This window comes from Halomonas sp. CKK8 (assembly GCF_029625235.1).
Taxonomy (GTDB): Bacteria; Pseudomonadota; Gammaproteobacteria; order Pseudomonadales; family Halomonadaceae; genus Halomonas; species Halomonas ventosae.
The window spans coordinates 1,115,938-1,133,046 of sequence record NZ_CP121193.1; the positions used below are offsets into that span (position 1 = coordinate 1,115,938).

General features: G+C 69.5%; 16 protein-coding genes. 7 read left to right on the forward strand and 9 right to left on the reverse strand.

Annotated features, from left to right (window positions below; genetic code table 11):
* Nucleotides 1-4: 4 nt before the first annotated feature.
* Nucleotides 5-295 carry an antibiotic biosynthesis monooxygenase gene (locus P8934_RS05245; RefSeq protein WP_106228982.1) on the reverse strand — a complete coding sequence of 97 codons (291 nt, stop codon included), beginning with the start codon at nucleotides 293-295 and terminating at the stop codon, nucleotides 5-7.
* Between the two features lie 41 nt (nucleotides 296-336).
* On the opposite strand from P8934_RS05245, the gene tusA reads away from it, so the two are divergent.
* Nucleotides 337-588 carry a sulfurtransferase TusA gene (gene tusA, locus P8934_RS05250; RefSeq protein ID WP_278033251.1) on the forward strand — a complete coding sequence of 84 codons (252 nt, stop codon included), beginning with the start codon at nucleotides 337-339 and terminating at the stop codon, nucleotides 586-588.
* A 15-nt stretch (nucleotides 589-603) separates the two neighbouring features.
* On the opposite strand, the gene P8934_RS05255 is transcribed toward tusA, so the two are convergent.
* From P8934_RS05255 to P8934_RS05265, 3 genes are all read right to left on the reverse strand, one after another.
* Nucleotides 604-1,323, reverse strand: a complete 720-nt coding sequence (locus P8934_RS05255) for a hypothetical protein (protein ID WP_278033252.1) — start codon at nucleotides 1,321-1,323, stop codon at nucleotides 604-606.
* A 97-nt stretch (nucleotides 1,324-1,420) separates the two neighbouring features.
* Nucleotides 1,421-2,500: a DUF3080 family protein gene (locus P8934_RS05260; protein ID WP_278033253.1), complete on the reverse strand. Its 1,080-nt coding sequence runs from the start codon at nucleotides 2,498-2,500 to the stop codon at nucleotides 1,421-1,423.
* Nucleotides 2,472-3,920 carry an MATE family efflux transporter gene (locus P8934_RS05265; protein ID WP_278033254.1) on the reverse strand — a complete coding sequence of 483 codons (1,449 nt, stop codon included), beginning with the start codon at nucleotides 3,918-3,920 and terminating at the stop codon, nucleotides 2,472-2,474. The genes P8934_RS05260 and P8934_RS05265 overlap by 29 nt, the downstream gene beginning before the upstream one ends.
* A 145-nt stretch (nucleotides 3,921-4,065) precedes the next feature.
* Between P8934_RS05265 and P8934_RS05270 the strand changes: the two genes are divergently transcribed.
* Nucleotides 4,066-4,641 carry an elongation factor P hydroxylase gene (locus P8934_RS05270; protein ID WP_278033255.1) on the forward strand — a complete coding sequence of 192 codons (576 nt, stop codon included), beginning with the start codon at nucleotides 4,066-4,068 and terminating at the stop codon, nucleotides 4,639-4,641.
* A gap of 35 nt (nucleotides 4,642-4,676) precedes the next feature.
* Nucleotides 4,677-6,848 (forward strand): thiamine pyrophosphate-dependent enzyme, encoded by a 2,172-nt coding sequence (locus tag P8934_RS05275; protein ID WP_278033256.1) that lies wholly within the window; start codon nucleotides 4,677-4,679, stop codon nucleotides 6,846-6,848.
* A 16-nt stretch (nucleotides 6,849-6,864) separates the two neighbouring features.
* On the opposite strand, the gene P8934_RS05280 is transcribed toward P8934_RS05275, so the two are convergent.
* Together P8934_RS05280 and P8934_RS05285 are read right to left on the reverse strand one after the other, a co-directional pair.
* A complete protein-coding gene (locus P8934_RS05280) occupies nucleotides 6,865-7,419 on the reverse strand; it encodes a hypothetical protein (RefSeq protein WP_258176175.1) in 555 nt (184 codons plus the stop codon).
* A 1-nt stretch (nucleotide 7,420) separates the two neighbouring features.
* Nucleotides 7,421-8,308, reverse strand: coding sequence for a TatD family hydrolase (locus P8934_RS05285; protein WP_278033257.1), 888 nt, complete (start codon nucleotides 8,306-8,308; stop codon nucleotides 7,421-7,423).
* 115 nt (nucleotides 8,309-8,423) lie between these two features.
* Here P8934_RS05285 and P8934_RS05290 point away from each other — a divergent pair, with 115 nt between their 5' ends.
* The gene (locus P8934_RS05290) at nucleotides 8,424-10,355 is read left to right on the forward strand and encodes an ATP-binding cassette domain-containing protein (RefSeq protein ID WP_278033258.1); all 1,932 of its coding nucleotides are present in this window, start codon (nucleotides 8,424-8,426) and stop codon (nucleotides 10,353-10,355) included.
* Nucleotides 10,356-10,438: 83 nt separating this feature from the next.
* On the opposite strand, the gene P8934_RS05295 is transcribed toward P8934_RS05290, so the two are convergent.
* Nucleotides 10,439-10,894 carry a universal stress protein gene (locus P8934_RS05295; protein ID WP_133636237.1) on the reverse strand — a complete coding sequence of 152 codons (456 nt, stop codon included), beginning with the start codon at nucleotides 10,892-10,894 and terminating at the stop codon, nucleotides 10,439-10,441.
* A gap of 106 nt (nucleotides 10,895-11,000) precedes the next feature.
* Between P8934_RS05295 and P8934_RS05300 the strand changes: the two genes are divergently transcribed.
* Nucleotides 11,001-11,531, forward strand: coding sequence for a preprotein translocase subunit YajC (locus tag P8934_RS05300; RefSeq protein WP_278033259.1), 531 nt, complete (start codon nucleotides 11,001-11,003; stop codon nucleotides 11,529-11,531).
* A gap of 6 nt (nucleotides 11,532-11,537) precedes the next feature.
* Here P8934_RS05300 and slyA read toward each other — a convergent pair whose 3' ends face one another.
* Both slyA and P8934_RS05310 read right to left on the reverse strand, forming a co-directional pair.
* Nucleotides 11,538-11,981: a transcriptional regulator SlyA gene (gene slyA / locus P8934_RS05305; protein WP_278033260.1), complete on the reverse strand. Its 444-nt coding sequence runs from the start codon at nucleotides 11,979-11,981 to the stop codon at nucleotides 11,538-11,540.
* Between the two features lie 69 nt (nucleotides 11,982-12,050).
* Nucleotides 12,051-13,481 carry a DUF5924 family protein gene (locus tag P8934_RS05310; RefSeq protein ID WP_347403451.1) on the reverse strand — a complete coding sequence of 477 codons (1,431 nt, stop codon included), beginning with the start codon at nucleotides 13,479-13,481 and terminating at the stop codon, nucleotides 12,051-12,053.
* Between the two features lie 144 nt (nucleotides 13,482-13,625).
* Between P8934_RS05310 and fadB the strand changes: the two genes are divergently transcribed.
* Both fadB and fadA read left to right on the forward strand, forming a co-directional pair.
* Nucleotides 13,626-15,827: a fatty acid oxidation complex subunit alpha FadB gene (gene fadB / locus P8934_RS05315; protein ID WP_278033261.1), complete on the forward strand. Its 2,202-nt coding sequence runs from the start codon at nucleotides 13,626-13,628 to the stop codon at nucleotides 15,825-15,827.
* Nucleotides 15,828-15,890: 63 nt separating this feature from the next.
* Nucleotides 15,891-17,069, forward strand: coding sequence for an acetyl-CoA C-acyltransferase FadA (gene fadA / locus P8934_RS05320; protein ID WP_278033262.1), 1,179 nt, complete (start codon nucleotides 15,891-15,893; stop codon nucleotides 17,067-17,069).
* The last annotated feature ends 40 nt before the right edge of the window (nucleotides 17,070-17,109 follow it).

Here is a 17,109-nt window from a genome sequence, read left to right on the forward strand (position 1 = left end):
CCCGTCAGTGGGTCGTCGGCTCGTAGATGCGGATACGCTCCTCCTCGGTCAGCAGCGGCAGCAGGCTCTGCATGACCCGGGCGCGTGTCTCGCTCTGGTACCACTCCTTCCAGGCACGCATGTCGCGCCACTTGGTGATCATCAGACGTCGATCGCTGTGGCCAAGCTCGACGAGGCTCTCGCCGCCGACGAAGCCACGTGCGCCCAGGGAATGGCGCATGGCCTCTCGGGCCGCTGCCTCGTATTCCTCCTCCAGGCCGGGCATGATACGACGTTCGATAATGATCTTGATCATCCGTTACTCCCTTACTTAACTGTCCTGCAACGAGGTCATCGATGGTTGATTCCGCGGATTCCCTGCCGGCCTGTGATGCGCAGCTCGATACCACGGGGCTCTACTGCCCAGAGCCGATCATGCTGATGCACAACAAGGTGCGTGACATGCACGCGGGGGAGGTGCTCAAGGTGATCGCCAGCGATCCGGCGACGACCCGCGACATCCCCAAGTTCTGCAGCTTCCTCGGGCATGAGCTCCTGCACCAGCAGGAAGACGACGGCAGCTTTCTCTACTTTATCCGTCTCGGCTGAGTCGCGGCCAGTCCGTCAGTCGCTCGGCGGGTCAACGTCACCACTGCCGGGCATGACCATCAGTGCCAGGGCCTCGAGGGTGGTGGGGTCCTCGTGGCGGATGCGGTTGGCGATCTGCCGCTGGAAGAAGTAGACCACGCGGTGGCGGCTGTGGCCGGGGTAGAGGCAGGGGTCGCCGGGCAGGATCGGGGTGGTCTCGATGAGGCGTTCGTCGGCGAGCAGGGCCTCCACGGTGCCGTCGCTGTAGAGGCGCCAGCCGAAGACCTGCTTCAGCTGCCAGGGTGCGTCGCTCTCGTCCATGCACAGGGCATGGGTCCCCTGGGTCTCGGGAAGCTGCTGGATCAGCGTGGTCTCGTCGGTTTCCTCGTAATCGAAGTAGGCGGCGGCGTGCTCGAGTTCCAGCACCTTGTGCTCGGGCGCCTCCTCGAAGAGCTCCTCGGTCTCCGGGTCACGATAGCCGATGAAATGGCCGTGCTCGGCGTCATCCAGGCGATGGCAGGGCGTGAGGGCTTCCATCCACGGCACCAGGCCGACCACCTCGCCATCTTCCTGGAGTCCCCAGGCCAGCAGGGGCATGCCGTACAGGGTGTCGGCATCCGAGGCGAGCCGATAGACCATCTCCAGGTTGTCCAGCTCGGGTGAAAGGCGAACCAACCGGCGCCGGGCCAGTTGACGTTGGCGCATGGCCTCGAGGTCGATGACCCGGGCGGAGCGGGGTGACTGCGGGATTCCCATGATGTCCCTCCAAGTGCTGCGTGGTCACGGCATCGGCCTGGTAAGCAGCGCACTGCGTCACTGTTGTCTCATCAATAGCACAGAGTGATTGCCGAGGTTAAGTCCCGGGGGCTGATCCGCAGTGACGGGCGAGCCGGTTGCGCAGTGCAGCATGGTGGTCCCGGGCCGCCGTGAAGGCCGACAGGGGAGCCTCGGGGTCGCTCAGCGAGAGCCACTGGCGCCGATAGTCGACCACCGCCGGCGGGGGCACCACATGAACCGAGAGCAGGGCGTCGACGGCCCCGAGCCAGTGCCGGGCGGCGCGATCGAGGTCCTCAATCCATGCCGCCAGCCGGCTCGCCTCGGGGGAGTCGGCCAGGGCCTCGGCCGCCCCGCGACAGCTGGCACCGTCATCTTGCTCAAGGGTGGCCTCGATCAGCATCGAGGCCTCGCCCAGGCGCTGCTCGGTGAGCAGCAGGGCACGCAGCAGCTCGGCAGAGAGCGGGCGCTCCTGCAGGGTCTTGAGGTGACCCTCGAGGGTGGCCGAGTCGGCCTTCCAGTCCCGGTTGAACTGATGCAGGGTCGCCTTGCGCAGATAGCGAAGGGCGGCACTGCGCGGTTCGACCTCGCCGAGGGCCTCGGGGGAGAGGGGAGAGCTCGCCCGGGAGAAGTTCTTGACCCACTCCTCGGAGGCGAACAGGGCGTTCCAGCTGACCCGGGGCAGCTGTTCGGTCTTGGTGGCAGTGAGCCGGGCCAGGCGTTCACTGCTGTCATCGGAGAGGGCGTCCGGGACGTCGCCGTTCCAGCAGCCGCTCAGCCGGCGCCATAGCTCGAGCTCGTAGAGCCAGCGCTGGCTGGGGGCCGCCACCTTGCCGAGCTGGTTGTTGCGTCCCGCCACGAGGTGGGCGATATGGCACTCGCGCAGGGCATAGATATCGAGCATGCCCTCGCGGGTCTCGGCAATCTCGAACAGCCGCTCGTCCTGCTCGGGGAAGGCGCCGATGTTGTCCGGGGAGGCGCGCTCAGGTGCCTCGACGCCCAGGGTCTCGGCCAGGCGCTGCTGGTAGTCGCCCAACAGGGTCTCGCTCTGGCCCTCGCCGCAACCGGCCATCAGCGTCAGCATCACGGCCAGCAGCATGCCTCGCCCGAGCCAGGTCACGCCCCTGCGATCACTCGACGGGAATCTCGATCTCTCCATGGACTATCGCCTTGCTCATGCGCCTGAGTCGCTCGCCCAGCAGTACCGCCGCCGTCGTCAGGCCGGCGATCAGGCCGATCCAGTAACCATGCACGCCCAGCGGTCCGATCCACCCGAACAGGCCGTGTCGTCCCAGCCAGTGGCCGCCCCCCAGCCCCACCAGCCAGTAGGCCAGCAGGGTGATCAGCATGATGATCCGGGTGTCCTTGTAGCCGCGCAGGGCCCCGGCCAGGTTGACCTGCAACGAGTCGGAGACCTGGAAGATCATGGCCAGTCCGACCAGCGACAGGGTGAGGCGTGCCACCTCGCTGTCATGAGTATATAGCCCGATCACCGGTTCGGCGGTGAGCCACAGCAGCAGGCTGTTGAGCCCCGCCACGGCCAGCGCCACCAGGATGCCGTGCCAGGCCACCATCCGGGCGGCTTCGGGGCGACCCTGCCCCAGGGTGTTGCCGACCCGCACGGTAAGGGCCATGCCCAGGGAGAGCGGCAGCATGAAGAGGATCGAGGTGTAGTTGAGCGCCACCTGGTGGGCCGCCACGGTGACCTCGCCGAGGCTGGCGATGAACAGGGCGATCAGGGTAAACAGCGTCACCTCCACGAAGATCGCCACGCCGATGGGCACGCCCACGTGCAGCAGCTCGCCGATCAGCGGCCAGCGCGGGGGCGTGGGCGAGTGCCAGAGCGCGACGTCCCCGTAGGCCCGGGAGTGCCGGGTGTAGGCGATCATCGCCAGGCCCATCACCCATATGGAGATCGCCGTGGCAATGCCACAGCCCAGGGCGCCGAGGGCCGGCAGGCCCTGAACGCTGCCGGGCAGCCAGTCACCGAACAGTCCCGTCAGCCCCTCGCCGCCGTAGATCAGCACGAAGTTGCAGGGGATGTTCACGCCGAGGCCGACCAGGCTGATCCACAGCGACGGTCGGGTATGGTTCATGCCGTCCGAGAAGGCGCGCAGCGCCTGGAAGAGGGCCACCCCGGGCATGCCGAAGGCCACGGCGGCCAGGTAGGCGGCGGCGCGCCCGGCGACCTCCTCGGGCACCGCCATCAGCCGGAAGATCGGCAGCACCGTGAACCACAGCAGCACCGCGGCGACCATGCCCAGGGCGAGGGCGATCCACAGTGCCTGGTGGACGCTGGGGCGGATCCCCGCCGTGCGGCCGCCCCCCAGCAACTGGGCGACGATCGGCGTCAGCCCCATCAGGGTGCCGGTCATGAACAGCATCAGCGGCATCCACAGGCTGGAACCCACCGAGACCGCCGCCAGGTCAGTGGCGCTGAGGCGCCCGGTCATCATCACGTCGACGACGCTCATCCCGGCCTGGGCCAGCTGGGCCCCGCAAATGGGCAGCGCCAGGCGCATCAGGGGGCGCGTTTCCTTGCGGCTGGTGGCCAGCAGGCGTGAGGCAAACGAGGCCAAGGCAGCAGCTCCATGCGTCGAGGGTGAGTCGGCAGCGTCCGGCCCGGGACGAGCGCCGGCCGTCCAGTCTATCAGGAGGCAGCGATTTTCGCGCCGCGCCTCCTTGCGCCTATAATGGCGCCCTTTACGCCTTCCAGGAGCCTGTGTGAGCCACCGACTCGAGGATGTCATTGCGCTGTTCGACGGTCTCTTCCTGCCCCGCTACCAGACCCGCCTGGTGCGTGGCGGCGACGAGCCGCTCTACCTGCCGGCCGACGAGGTCACTCCCTGGCACCGGGTGATCTTCGCCCGCGGCTTCTACGCCAGCGCCCTGCACGAGGTCAGCCACTGGTGCATCGCCGGGGCCCGCCGGCGACGCCTCGAGGACTACGGCTACTGGTACCTGCCCGACGGCCGGGATGCCCGCCAGCAGCGCGACTTCGAGGCGGTGGAGGTGGCGCCCCAGGCACTGGAGCGGCTCTTCTCCGAGGCCTGCGGCCTGCCCTTCAACGTCAGCGTCGACAACCTGGGCGAGGTGGAGGTCGACCGCGAGGGCTTCCAGGCGCGGGTCGAGGCGCGCGCCGAGCGCTACCTGCGCGAGGGCCTGCCTGGGCGCGCGGCGGCCTTCCGGCGGACGCTGGCGGCCTTCTACCGGGAAGGGGCCAGCCTCGAGCAGGCCGTGGCGGCCGGGCACGATCGGCTCGCGTCCGCGGGATCGCGGCCCGTGGCGGCGATCGACTAGGCTGAGAGGCATCGCCCAGCCGACCGGAGGCCGACGTGGCCGACTCCCTGCCCCAGGAACAGCGTTTCCTCGCCGCCCTGCATGACGACACCTGGCCCGCGCCGTCACACGACGGCTCCCTCGAGGCGGCCGGGCTCGACCCCGAGGGGCTCGTCGAACTCTTCGAGTCCCAGCTGACCAGCCGCCACCTCGACCTCCAGGCCCGGCGGCTCCAGGCACGGGGCGAGGGCTTCTACACCATCGGCAGTGCCGGCCACGAGGGCAACGCCGCCATCGCCCGCGCCTTCCGCCCCACCGATCCCGCCTTCCTGCACTACCGTGATGCCGCCTTCCTGATCCAGCGCAGCCGCACCGTGCCGGGCCAGACGCCGATCCGCGACCTGCTGCTGAGCTTTACCGCCTCGTCGGAGGACCCGATCTCCGGCGGTCGTCACAAGGTGCTGGGCTCCAGGGCGCTCAACATCCCGCCGCAGACCAGCACCATCGCCTCCCACCTCCCCAAGGCGGTGGGGGCGGCCCACAGCCTCGGTCTGTGGCGTCGCCTGGGCGGTGGCGGCGAGTGGCCGCCGGACAGCGTGGTGGTCTGCAGCTTCGGCGATGCCTCCTTCAACCACTCCACCGCCCAGGGCGCCCTCAATGCCGCGGGCTGGGCCGCCTGGCAGGGCGCGCCCATGCCGCTGGTGATGGTCTGCGAGGACAACGGCATCGGCATCTCCATGCCCACGCCACCCGGCTGGGTGGCCGCCAGCATGCGCGCCCGCCCCGGCTTGCACTATCTCGCCTGCGACGGACTCGACCTGCTGGACACCTGGCGGGTCGCTCGCGAGGCCGCGCACATCGCCCGCAGCCGTCGCCAGCCGGTGTTCCTGCACATGCACTGCGTGCGCCTGTTCGGCCATGCCGGTTCCGATGCCCAGCAGGCCTACCTGTCGGCTGCGCGCATCGAGGCCGACGAGGCCCGCGACCCGCTGCTGGTCAGCGCCGGCCTGCTGCGTCGCCATGGCGTGCTCTCCGTGGAGGAGATCGCCCAGCGCTACTGGGAAATCGGCGAACGGGTGGCCCGGGAGGCCGAGGCGGTGATCCGGCGACCCAGGCTCGAGAACGCCGCCCAGGTCATGGCGAGCATCGTGCCGCCGTTGCGCCCCGGCCGGCAGGCCCCCTGGCAGGGGGAGGTCGATGCCACCCCGGCCCCCATGGCCAGGCTGATCAACCAGGCGCTGGTGCGGCTGATGACCCGCTACCCGCACCTGGTGATGGCCGGCGAGGACATCGGCCGCAAGGGCGGCGTCTACGGGGTCACCCAGCGCCTGCAGGCGCAGTTCGGCCCGCACCGGGTGATCGATACGCTGCTCGACGAACAGAGCATCCTGGGGCTGGGAATCGGCCTGGCCCAGAGTGGGCTGGTGCCGATCCTCGAGATCCAGTTCCTCGCCTACCTGCACAACGCCGAGGACCAGCTGCGTGGCGAGGCGGCCACGCTGAGCTTCTTCTCCGCTGGCCAGTTCACCAACCCGATGGTGGTGCGCATCGCCGGGCTCGGCTACCAGAAGGGCTTCGGCGGCCACTTCCACAACGACAATGCCATCGCCGTGCTGCGCGACATCCCCGGGTTGCTGGTGGCCTGCCCGTCCAACGGGGCCGAGGCGGGGGGGCTGCTGCAGGAGGCCGTCCGCCTGGCCGACGAGGAGCAGCGGGTGGTGGTGCTGATCGAGCCCATCGCCCGCTACCACGCCCGGGACCTGCTGGAGCAGGGGGACGATCTCGCCTGCTGCGCCGACCCGGGGCCGGACTGCCGCCTGGCGGTGGGCGAGCTCGGCCAATGGGGGGAGGGGCGCGACCTGGCCATCGTCAGCTACGGCAACGGGATCGCCCTGTCACGGCAGGCGGCCGCCCGCCTCGAGGCCGGGGGCATCGCGCTGCGCCTCATCGACCTGCGCTGGCTCACCGCCATCGACCACGATGCCCTGCACCGCCGGGTGGCCGACTGTGCGGCCATCCTGGTGGTGGACGAGTGCCGGCGGTCGGGCTCGCCGAGCGAGGAGCTGGTCACCGGCCTGGTCGAGCGCGGCGTGGCGGGCGAACGCCTGGCGCGGCTCACCGCCGAGGACAGCTTCATTGCCCTGGGGCTGGCCGCCACGGTCACGCTGCCCTCGGTGGCGGGGATCGTGGAGCAGGCCAGGGCGCTGCTGGGCCGGTCGGGGGCGTAGTTACCCTGGGGCCCGCTCAGTCGTCGACATCGTCGCCGTCCAGCAGACGGCCATCGAAGGGGGTGGCCTCGGGGGGCGCGACGCCCGGCGCGAGGCGCTGGTGCAGGTTGAGCATCACCGCCACCTCGTGCTCGGGACGCAGCGGCTCGAGGCCCAGCTCGCCGAACAGCTCGCCCCGGGCCCGGGCCCAGTCGCCAGGCTCGAGCTCATGGTAGAGGCTGTCTGCCGGGGCCAGCTCGACGAAGGGGTCGAGGCCGTAGGTGTCGAAGAGTCGCGAGATCGCCGCCTCGTCATCGCTCACGCCGGCCGTGTAGAGCGTCGCGCTGAAGTGGTCGTTCTCCAGTTCGCGGATCACGTCCAGCGGGCTCACGCCCATGCTGTTGAGCTCCTCCAGGCTGTACTCGCCAAGCGACACCATCTCGCTGTCCAGCCAGTCGTCGTCCGGCTGGATCAGGGTGTGCTTGACCCGCCCATCGGGCAGCGTCCAGGCGATGGCCAGCGGCAATCCGCCGTCCTCGCCGGTCTCGACGGCGATGAAGCCGGGAATCTCCTTGCTCTCGGGGCCGGCCATGTCAGGGCTCCTCATGTTCGTTGGCGCGGTGCGTCTCGCCTGCCGGCAGGCGGAAGAAGGCGAGCGCGGTCGCGGTGGTGGCACGGGCCAGTTCGGCCTCGTCCATGCCCCGCCAGTGGGCGATCTCTCGCACGATCCAGGGCAGCAGCGCCGGTTCGTGGCGCCTGCCCTTGAGTTTGGCAGGTAAATTGCGCGGCAGCAGGTAGGGGCAGTCGGTTTCCACCATCAGCCGGTCCAGGGGAATCTCGCCGACCAGCTCGCGCAGATGGTGGCCGCGACGCTCGTCGCACAGCCAGCCGGTCAGGCCGATATGCAGGTCCAGGTCCCGGTAGCCGTAGAGGGTCTCGCGGTCGGCGGTGAAGCAGTGGATCACCGCATCGGCGATATCGTCTCGCCAGGCGTGCAGCATCTCGCGCATGCGCCGGCCGGCATCCCGCTCATGGAGGAACAGCGGCTTGCCGCTCTCCGCCGCCAGGCCGAGCTGGGCCTCGAAGGCGCGCTCCTGCTCGGCAGGGGTGGAGAAGTTGCGGTTGAAGTCGAGGCCACACTCGCCCACCGCCACCACCTCGGGCTGGCGGTGCAGGTCGCGCATCGCCCGCGCGAGCGCCGGGTCCCAACGGCTGGCGTCATGGGGATGCACCCCGGCGGTGGCGAAGAGCCCCGGATGGCGCCGGGCCAGCGCCACGGCCTGCTCGGCGTGCTCGCGGTCGGTGCCGGTGAGGATCAGGGTGGTGACGTTCGCCGCCCGGGCGCGCTGGATCGTCGCCTCCAGGTCGCGGGTGAAGCTCTCGTGGGTCAGGTTGGCGCCGATGTCGACCAGCGGGGCCGGTGAACGGAACCTCAGTGCCTCGGGCAGCACGTCATCGAAGGGGGGCGTTGCGTCGGCCACGGCGAAACACTCCTGTGAAAGCGGGCGCGCATTGTACCCGGCAGTAGGGGGGTGGGGCCACGCCGGCCCGGCCATGCGTTACACTAGCGACCTTGATGACTGAAGAGGTGAACGCGTGACCCTGCTACGTCTGGAACAGCTGCAACTGGCCTATGGCACCCAGGTACTGCTCGACGGCGCCGACCTGGTACTGGAGAAGGGCGAGCGCCTCGCCCTGGTGGGGCGCAACGGGACCGGCAAGTCGACCCTGCTCAAGCTGGTGGCCGGCGAGATCCAGGCCGACGGCGGCCACATCTGGCGGGCCCCGGGGTTGAAGATCGGGGTGCTCGCCCAGGAGCTGCCGGATGCCACCGGCCAGACCATCTTCGACGTGGTGGCCCAGGGGCTCCCCGAGGCCGGTGAGCTGCTCTCCGAGTATCACCACCTGATCCATGACGAGGACCCGGACATGCGCCGCATGGCCGAGCTGCAGACGCGGATCGAGGCGATCGACGGCTGGTCCTTTCACCAGCGCATCGACGTGGTGCTGACCCGGCTGGGGCTGCCCGCCGATGCCGAGATGGCCGCGCTCTCCGGTGGCTGGCGCCGCCGCGTTGCGCTGGCCCGGGCGCTGGTCGCCGAGCCCGACCTGCTGCTGCTCGACGAGCCCACCAACCACCTCGACCTCGACACCATCGCCTGGCTGGAAGAGCAGCTGCTGGACTTCAATGGGGCCGTGCTCTTCATCACCCACGACCGTGCCTTCCTCTCGAAGCTCGCCACGGCGATCCTCGAACTCGACCGCGGGCGCCTGGGCCGCTACCCCGGGGACTATGCCGCCTACCAGGAGCAGAAGACCCATGAGCTGGAAGTCGAGGCCCGGGAGCATGCCGAGTTCGACAAGAAGCTCGCCCAGGAGGAGGCCTGGATCCGCCAGGGCATCAAGGCCCGGCGCACCCGCAACGAGGGCCGGGTGAGGGCGCTGGAGCAGCTGCGCCGTGAGCGCAGCGAACGCCGCGAACGCCAGGGCAAGGCCTCGATCTCCGTTGACAGCGGTGGGCGCAGCGGCAAGCGGGTGGTCAGCCTCGAGCACGTCACCCAGCGCTTCGGCGACGAGGTGGTGATCGACGACCTGACCCTGGAGATCCAGCGCGGCGACCGCATCGGCTTCATCGGCCGCAACGGTGCCGGCAAGACGACCCTGCTCAAGATCCTGCTCGGCGAGCTCGAGCCGAGCGAGGGCAAGGTGCAGTTCGGGACCAAGCTGCAGGTCGCCTACTTCGACCAGCTGCGCGCGGGGCTGGAGCCGGAGAAGAGCGTCTACGACAACGTGGCCCAGGGCAGCGACCGCATCGCCGTGGGTGGCCGCGACCGCCACGTGATGAGCTACCTGCAGGACTTCCTGTTCACCCCCGAGCGGGTGCGCCAGCCGGTCAAGGCGCTCTCCGGGGGCGAGTCCAACCGCCTGCTGCTGGCCAAGCTGTTCACCCAGCCGGCCAATGTCCTGGTGCTCGACGAGCCGACCAACGACCTCGACGTCGAGACCCTGGAGCTGCTCGAGGAGCTGCTCCTGAACTTCGACGGTACCCTGCTGCTGGTCTCCCACGACCGCGCCTTCATGGACAATGTGGTGACCAGCGTGCTGGCCTTCGAGGGCCAGGGACGGGTGCGCGAGTATGTGGGGGGCTACAGCGACTGGGTGCGCCAGGGGGGCAGGCTGCCGCCGGCGCCCTGGGAGGGGGCGGCGCGCCAGCAGGCCGAACCCGCGGCCCCGGCGGCGAACGACACCCCGGCACCGGCCAGGTCGGCCTCCGAGGCTTCCCCGGCGAGCCGGCCGGTCAAGCTCTCCTACAAGCTGCAGCGCGAGCTCGACGGCCTGCCGGCCGAGATCGAGCGCCTCGAGGGCGAGGTGGCCGCCTTCGAGGCACGGGTGGGCGACCCGGCCTTCTACCAGCAGGATGCCGAGACCGTCTCGGCGACCCTGCAGTCGCTGAACGATACCCAGGCCGAGCTGGAAGCGGCCATGGAGCGGTGGATGGAGCTGGAGGCGATGGCGGCCGGCGAGTGACAGGGCGAGGCGTCGCTGGCGTCGGGCCCCAAACGGCAAGGGCGCCCCTGGGGCGCCCTTGCGGTCTATCGGGGCGAGTGGGGTTACTCCTCGCTCTTCTCGCCCTTGGCGCCCACCCGTACGGCCAGCACGTCGCACTGGGCGCCGTGCAGCACGCCGGTGGAGGTGGAGCCGAGCAGCAGGGCGAAGCCATGGCGGCCGTGGGAGCCGACCACGATCAGGTCGACGTCATGCTCCTCGGCGAAGCGGTGAATCTCGGTATCGGGCATGCCCACCACCACGTGCTGGTTCTCGCGGGGCACATGGGTGTCGGCGATCTCCGCCAGGCGCTGCTTGGCGTGTTCGTCGAGCTGGTCCTGGATGCTGGTGAGGTCCATGGGAATGTCGCCGCCATAGGCGAAGCCCAGCGGCTCCAGGGTATGCATGATGGACAGCTTGGCCTTGTTGCGGTCGGCGATCTGCATCGCCCGCTCCAGGACCTTGTGGGAGTCCTTGGTCAGGTCGACGGCGACCAGGACATGACGATATTCATTGCTCATGGTGTGACTCTCCGTACAGCATCCAGCGTGTTTGGGGATGCTTCCACTCTAGGACGGCTCGCGTGACAAGACAACGACTTGCATCAAGATTCACAGGGAGAACGGCATGGCCTGGTTGATCATTCTCGTCGCGGTGATGCTGGTGATCTCGCCGCTACTCTGGCTCAAGCCGAACCCGCGCCAGAAGCGGGTGGCGCGGATGCGAACGGCCGTGAGCCGGGCGGGCGTCACCGTCAAGCTGGACAAGCCACCCTTTCATGAAGCCAGGGGCGTCATGCCCCACTACCGCTGGCCCTATCCGCCGCAACAGCCAGGGCCTGACTTCACGCTGGTGCGAGATGCCGAGGCCGGGCCGGCGCTCAAGCCGTTCCGCCATGGCTGGTACTGGCGCTTCGAGCCACTGCGGCCCCTGCCGGCGGCGGCCGAGGCGCCCCTCGAGGCGCTGCTGACGCGCCTGCCGCTGGATGCCAGTGTGCTGGAGTCGAACCGGGCGGCCCTCGGGCTCTGGTGGTGGGAGTCGCAGGATACCGAGCGTTTCTCCAGCTACCTGGAGGACTTCACGGCCCTGCGCGACGCCCTCGCCGGGCGCCCCGACTATCCCGAGAAGGAGGTGCCCCTGGAGGGGCCACGCGCCTGAGCGCGGTCACTCCGCGTCCTCGCGGGCCTGGATCGCCAGGCCGTTCTCCTCGATGCGTGACAGCAGGCTCGCCAACTGGGCGACCTCCGCGTCGTCGAGGCCGGCCAGCATCTCGCTGCGCGCCTGGCTGACCACCGCATCGATCTGCTCCAGCAGCGGGGTGGCCTCGGGCGTCAGGTAGATGCGCTTGGTGCGGCGGTCCTGCTCGCAGCCGCGCCGCTCGATCAGCCCCTGCTCGGAGAGCTGGTCCAGGGTGCGGACCAGCGAGGGGGCCTCGACGCCGATGGCGCGGGCCAGGTCGCACTGCGGCTGGCCGTCACCCAGCCGCCAGAGGTGGTAGAGGGTGATCCAGCGGGTCTGGGTCAGGCCCAGCGGCGCCAGTCGCCGGTCGATGACGGCGCGCCACAGGCGCGGCACGCGGGACAGCTGGAAGCCGATGTTCTGGTGCATGGGTCTGTGCATCCGGGAGAAGCCTGAGCGGATTGTCCGAACCACCGCCGTGGAATGCAAGCAGGCTTATCATTGCACGCCCTCGGCTGTCCCCGCGTCATCCTCTGCCTCGCCTGCCTCGCCTGCCTCGCCTGCCTCGCCTGCCTCGCCTGCCTCGCCTGCCTCGCCTGCCTCGCCTTCGTCTCCTTTCTCGCCTGTCTCGCCTGTCTCGTCCGCCTGCGTCTCGCCCTCCGGGGCCTCCTTGACGCCCGGGGAGCCGGGCGTCTTCGCTGCCGCCTGCTGGACCTCCTCATCGGGTGCGTCCTCGGTTGCCGCCTCGGGGACGGACTCGGGCCGGGGCAGCAAGCGCCGGACATCCAGGCCGGGAATGCCCGAGGGCCGCTGTATCGTGCCGTCGGCCTGGGTCGCCGCCCCGGCGTCGTCACTCACCGTGAAACGCAGCATCCCGATCCGCTGGCCGCTGTCGGTCATCACGTCAATGCGCCATTCGCCACCCGCCTCCTCGGGGAAGTTCTGCTTGTGGCTCCAGGCCCGGTAGCCGGCCTCGCGCCCCCCCTGAATCTCCAGCGGGATGCGGTCGACCTCCACGCCGTCCTGTCGCCAGACATGCACTACTTCCTCGCGCAGGCCGCGGGGGGCATGGATCGCCGTGAAGGCATAGAGCCCCTCGCTGGCCAGTGCCGCCGGGGTCAGGGCGGTGCTGCCGAGCGGTCTCCTGGCCTGGGTATCGAACTCGGGCGAGAGGGCACTGCCCGAGATCCACAGGCTGGCCGGCGGCACCCAGGCGCGCCCCGCCCAGGCCACGCCGGCCAGCAACGGCAGCAGAGCCAGCATCGCCAGCCAGCGCGAGGGGCTCATGGGCCGCAGCAGGTGCATCAGGCTCGGCAGGCTGAACAGCACCATGGCGCCGATGGCCAGCAGCAGGCTCTGGCCGGTGGTCAGGTGGAGCAGAGTGGGCAGGGTGACCAGGACCACCAGGAACACGCACTGCGCATGGAAGGCGAAGTAGAGCCAGCGCAGCCGACCGGCCAGCCGGTAGTAGAGCGGGTCGAGGATCGACAGCAGCGCCATGGCCAGCACCAGCAGGGTGAAGAGCGCCTGGCCGCTGTGCCATACCGTGGTGGCGAGCAGGAAGGGCAGGGTGAAGAACAGGGTCTCCTGGTGGATCAGCTGGGCGATGAAGGTGGTCACACCACGAGGCAGGGGCGGATAGCCACGCCGGACCAGCAGCCGGCCGATCAGGCTCTCGGAGAGCAGCAGTCCCCAGGCCAGCAGCATGCCCAGGGCCAGCATCCCCCCCAGCCACTGCTGGCGCTCGACCAGGAAGAAGCTCCCCAGCCCGGCGGCCAGGGCCATCGGGGGCCACAGCCAGCTCCAGGGCCGGGCGAGCTCCACCAGGCGTTCGAGGCGGGACTGCCAGGCGCCGAGGCGCGGTGACGGCCTGCCGGCGGCAGGGGATGCAGGGGAGTGGGGCGCGGCCCTCGGCGGTTCTCGGTTCATCCGCCGAGTCTAACAGCGCGCGTCCCGCTGGGGTGAGTCGCCGGGAGCTGCCATGCTGTCGGCAGGGGCTTGACGTTCGGGCTCGGCTGCACCAAGCTGTCGAAAATCAAACGGCCGTATGAATTCCTGCATGGAGGTTCGTGGATGATCTATCAAGGCAATGCCATCACGGTGGCGCGTGGTCCTGAGGACGGGGGCGATGCCATCGCCACCCTGACCTTCGACCTGAAGGGCGAGTCCATCAACAAGCTCTCCAGCGCCGTGGTCGCGGAACTGGGCGAGGCCGTCGCGGCCCTCCGTGCCGAGAAGGGGCTCGAGGGGCTGGTGATCGGCAGCGCCAAGGAGGCGTTCATCGTCGGTGCCGACATCACCGAGTTCCACGGCATGTTCGAGCAGGGCGCCGAGCAGCTCGAGGGCATGCTCGAGCGGGTGCACGGCATCTTCAATGCCATCGAGGACCTGCCGTTCCCCACCGTCACCGCCATCAATGGCCTGGCCCTGGGCGGTGGCTGCGAGATCACCCTGACCACTGACTTCCGCGTCATGGCCGAGTCCGCCAAGATCGGCCTGCCCGAGACCAAGCTCGGTATCCTGCCCGGCTGGGGCGGCTGCGTGCGCCTGCCGCGGGTCATCGGCGCCGACAACGCCATCGAGTGGATCGCCGGCGGCACCGAGAACCGCGCCGAGGCCGCCCTCTCGATGGGGGCCGTGGACGCCGTGGTGCCGGGCGAGCAGCTGCAGGCCGCGGCCCTCGACATCCTGGCCCGCGCCCACCGGGGAGAGCTCGACTACCAGGCCCGCCGCGCCGAGAAGAGCGCGCCGCTCACGCTCGGCCCCATCGAGCAGATGATGACCTTCGAGACCGCCAAGGGCTACGTCAAGGGCAAGGCGGGGCCGCACTACCCGGCGCCGGTGGAGGCCATCAAGGTGATCCAGAAGGGCGCCGGCGAGTCGCGCGCCCGCGCCCAGGCCATCGAGGCCAAGGCCTTCGCCAAGCTGGCGCTCTCCGAGGTGGCCTTCAACCTGGTCGGCCTGTTCATGAACGACCAGGTGGTCAAGAAGAAGGGCAGCCAGTACGAGAAGCAGGCGCGGCCCGTCCAGCAGGCGGCGGTGCTCGGCGCCGGCATCATGGGGGGCGGCATCGCCTACCAGAGCGCTTCCAAGGGCACGCCCATCCTGATGAAGGACATCAAGGAGGAGGCCATCGAGCTCGGCCTCAAGGAGGCCCGCAAGCTCTTCGCCAAGCAGGTGGAGCGGGGCAAGCTCTCCACCGGGCAGATGGCCGAGAAGCTCAGCAACATTCGCCCGACCCTCTCCTATGGCGACTTCGGCCACGTCGACCTGGTGGTCGAGGCGGTGGTCGAGAATCCCAAGGTCAAGGATGCGGTGCTCACCGAGGTGGAAGGCCAGGTGGGAGAGGAGACCATCCTCACCTCCAACACCTCGACCATCTCCATCACCCGCCTGGCCGAGAACCTCAAGCGGCCGGAGAACTTCTGCGGCATGCACTTCTTCAACCCGGTGCACCGCATGCCGCTGGTGGAGGTGATCCGTGGCGAGAAGACCGGCGACGCCGCCGTGGCGGCCACCGTGGCCTACGCCCGGGCCATGGGCAAGACGCCCATCGTGGTCAACGACTGCCCGGGATTCCTGGTCAACCGCGTGCTCTTCCCCTACTTCGGCGGCTTCAGCCAGCTGGTGGAGCAGGGCGCCGACTTCCAGCAGATCGACAAGGTGATGGAGAAGTTCGGCTGGCCCATGGGCCCCGCCTACCTGCTCGACGTGGTGGGCATGGATACCGCGGTGCATGCCGGCGAGGTGATGGCCGAGGGCTTCCCGGAGCGCATGGCCGGCATGGCCGGTGAGCGGGGCGATGGCCAGGGCAAGAGCGCCATCCAGGTGATGTTCGAGAACGACCGCCTGGGCCAGAAGAATGCCAAGGGCTTCTACGCCTACGAGGAGGACCGCAAGGGCAAGCCCCGGAAGGTCACCGACGAGGCCGCCATCGCGCTGATCAAGGAGGTGGCCCGGGAGCGCCGCGAGTTCTCCGACGAGGAGATCATCGCCCGCATGATGGTGCCGCTGTGCCTGGAGACCGTGCGCTGCCTGGAGGACGACATCGTCGGCAGCCCCGCCGAGGCCGACATGGCGCTGATCTACGGCATCGGCTTCCCGCCGTTCCGCGGTGGCGCGCTGCGCTACATCGATGCCATGGGCGTCGACGCCTTCGTCAGCCAGGCGGAGCGCCTGGCCGAGGAGCTCGGCCCGCTCTACGCGCCCACCGAGAAGCTGCGCCAGATGGCCGCCGCCGGCGAGACCTTCTATGCCAGCCAGGCCCAGGGCTGACGCGTCCACAGGATATGCCACGCAACGGTCAGGACGTTCCGGACACTATTTAAGGAGTTATCGATGAGCTTGAATCCGAGAGACGTGGTGGTGGTCGACTGTGCCCGCTCCGCCATGGCCAAGGCAAAGCAGGGGGCCTTCCGCCACGTGCGCGCCGAGAACCTCTCCGCCGCGGTGATGCAGGCGCTGTTCGACCGCAACCCGGGGCTCGACCCGGCCGAGGTCGACGACGTGATCTGGGGCTGCGTCAACCAGACCCTGGAGCAGGGCATGAACATCGCCCGCAACGCGGCGATCCTCACCGGCATCCCGCACACCGTGCCGGCGCAGACGGTCAACCGACTGTGCGGTTCCTCGATGAGCGCGCTGCACATCGCTGCCGCCAACATCCGGGCCGGCATGGGCGAGTTCTACATCATCGGCGGCGTGGAGCACATGGAGCACGTGGGCATGACCCATGGCGTCGACGTCAACCCGGCGGCCAGCAAGCACGTGGCCAAGGCGGCCATGATGATGGGGCTGACCGCGGAACTGCTGGGCAAGATGCACGGCATCTCCCGCAAGGAGCAGGACGCCTTCGGCGTGCGCTCGCACCAGCGGGCCCAGGCGGCGATGGAGAACGGCGGGTTCGACCGCGAGATCATCGGCATCGAGGGCCACGACGCCAATGGCTTCCGGGTGCGGGTCGACCGCGACGAGGTGATCCGCAGCGACGCCAGCCTGGAGAAGATGGCCGAGCTCAAGCCGGCCTTCGACCCCCGCGGCGGCACCGTCACCGCCGGCACCTCCTCGGCGCTCTCGGTGGGGGCGGCCGGCATGGCGGTGATGAGCTACGAGCGCGCCCAGGCCCTGGGCCTCGCGCCCATCGCTCGGGTGCTCTCCACCGGCGTGGCCGGCTGCGATGCCTCCATCATGGGCTATGGCCCGGTGCCGGCCTCGAAGAAGGCGCTGAAGAGCGCGGGCCTGACCATCGACGACATCCAGACCGTGGAGCTCAACGAGGCCTTCGCCGCCCAGGCGTTGCCGGTGCTCAAGGACCTGGGCCTGCGCGACGCCATGGACGACAAGGTCAACCTCCACGGCGGCGCCATCGCCCTGGGCCACCCGCTGGGCTGCTCCGGGGCGCGCATCAGCACCACCCTGCTCAACGTGATGCAGGAGCGTGATACCACCCTGGGCCTGGCCACCATGTGCATCGGCATGGGACAGGGCGTGGCCACGGTGTTCGAACGCCTCAGGTAACCTGCCCGGCCTGATCATCGGCGCGGTGATACGCAGAACG

What these genes read in the sequence shown, in the direction of transcription:
- P8934_RS05300 (WP_278033259.1), top strand. Translation starts at nt 11,001, where the DNA reads ATGGCCTGGTTGATCATTCTCGTCGCGGTGATGCTGGTGATCTCGCCG.
- fadB (WP_278033261.1), top strand. Translation starts at nt 13,626, where the DNA reads ATGATCTATCAAGGCAATGCCATCACGGTGGCGCGTGGTCCTGAGGAC.
- P8934_RS05310 (WP_347403451.1), bottom strand. Translation starts at nt 13,481, where the DNA reads ATGAACCGAGAACCGCCGAGGGCCGCGCCCCACTCCCCTGCATCCCCT.
- P8934_RS05280 (WP_258176175.1), bottom strand. Translation starts at nt 7,419, where the DNA reads ATGGCCGGCCCCGAGAGCAAGGAGATTCCCGGCTTCATCGCCGTCGAG.
- P8934_RS05260 (WP_278033253.1), bottom strand. Translation starts at nt 2,500, where the DNA reads ATGGAGAGATCGAGATTCCCGTCGAGTGATCGCAGGGGCGTGACCTGG.
- P8934_RS05245 (WP_106228982.1), bottom strand. Translation starts at nt 295, where the DNA reads ATGATCAAGATCATTATCGAACGTCGTATCATGCCCGGCCTGGAGGAG.
- P8934_RS05295 (WP_133636237.1), bottom strand. Translation starts at nt 10,894, where the DNA reads ATGAGCAATGAATATCGTCATGTCCTGGTCGCCGTCGACCTGACCAAG.
- slyA (WP_278033260.1), bottom strand. Translation starts at nt 11,981, where the DNA reads ATGCACCAGAACATCGGCTTCCAGCTGTCCCGCGTGCCGCGCCTGTGG.
- tusA (WP_278033251.1), top strand. Translation starts at nt 337, where the DNA reads ATGGTTGATTCCGCGGATTCCCTGCCGGCCTGTGATGCGCAGCTCGAT.
- P8934_RS05255 (WP_278033252.1), bottom strand. Translation starts at nt 1,323, where the DNA reads ATGGGAATCCCGCAGTCACCCCGCTCCGCCCGGGTCATCGACCTCGAG.
- fadA (WP_278033262.1), top strand. Translation starts at nt 15,891, where the DNA reads ATGAGCTTGAATCCGAGAGACGTGGTGGTGGTCGACTGTGCCCGCTCC.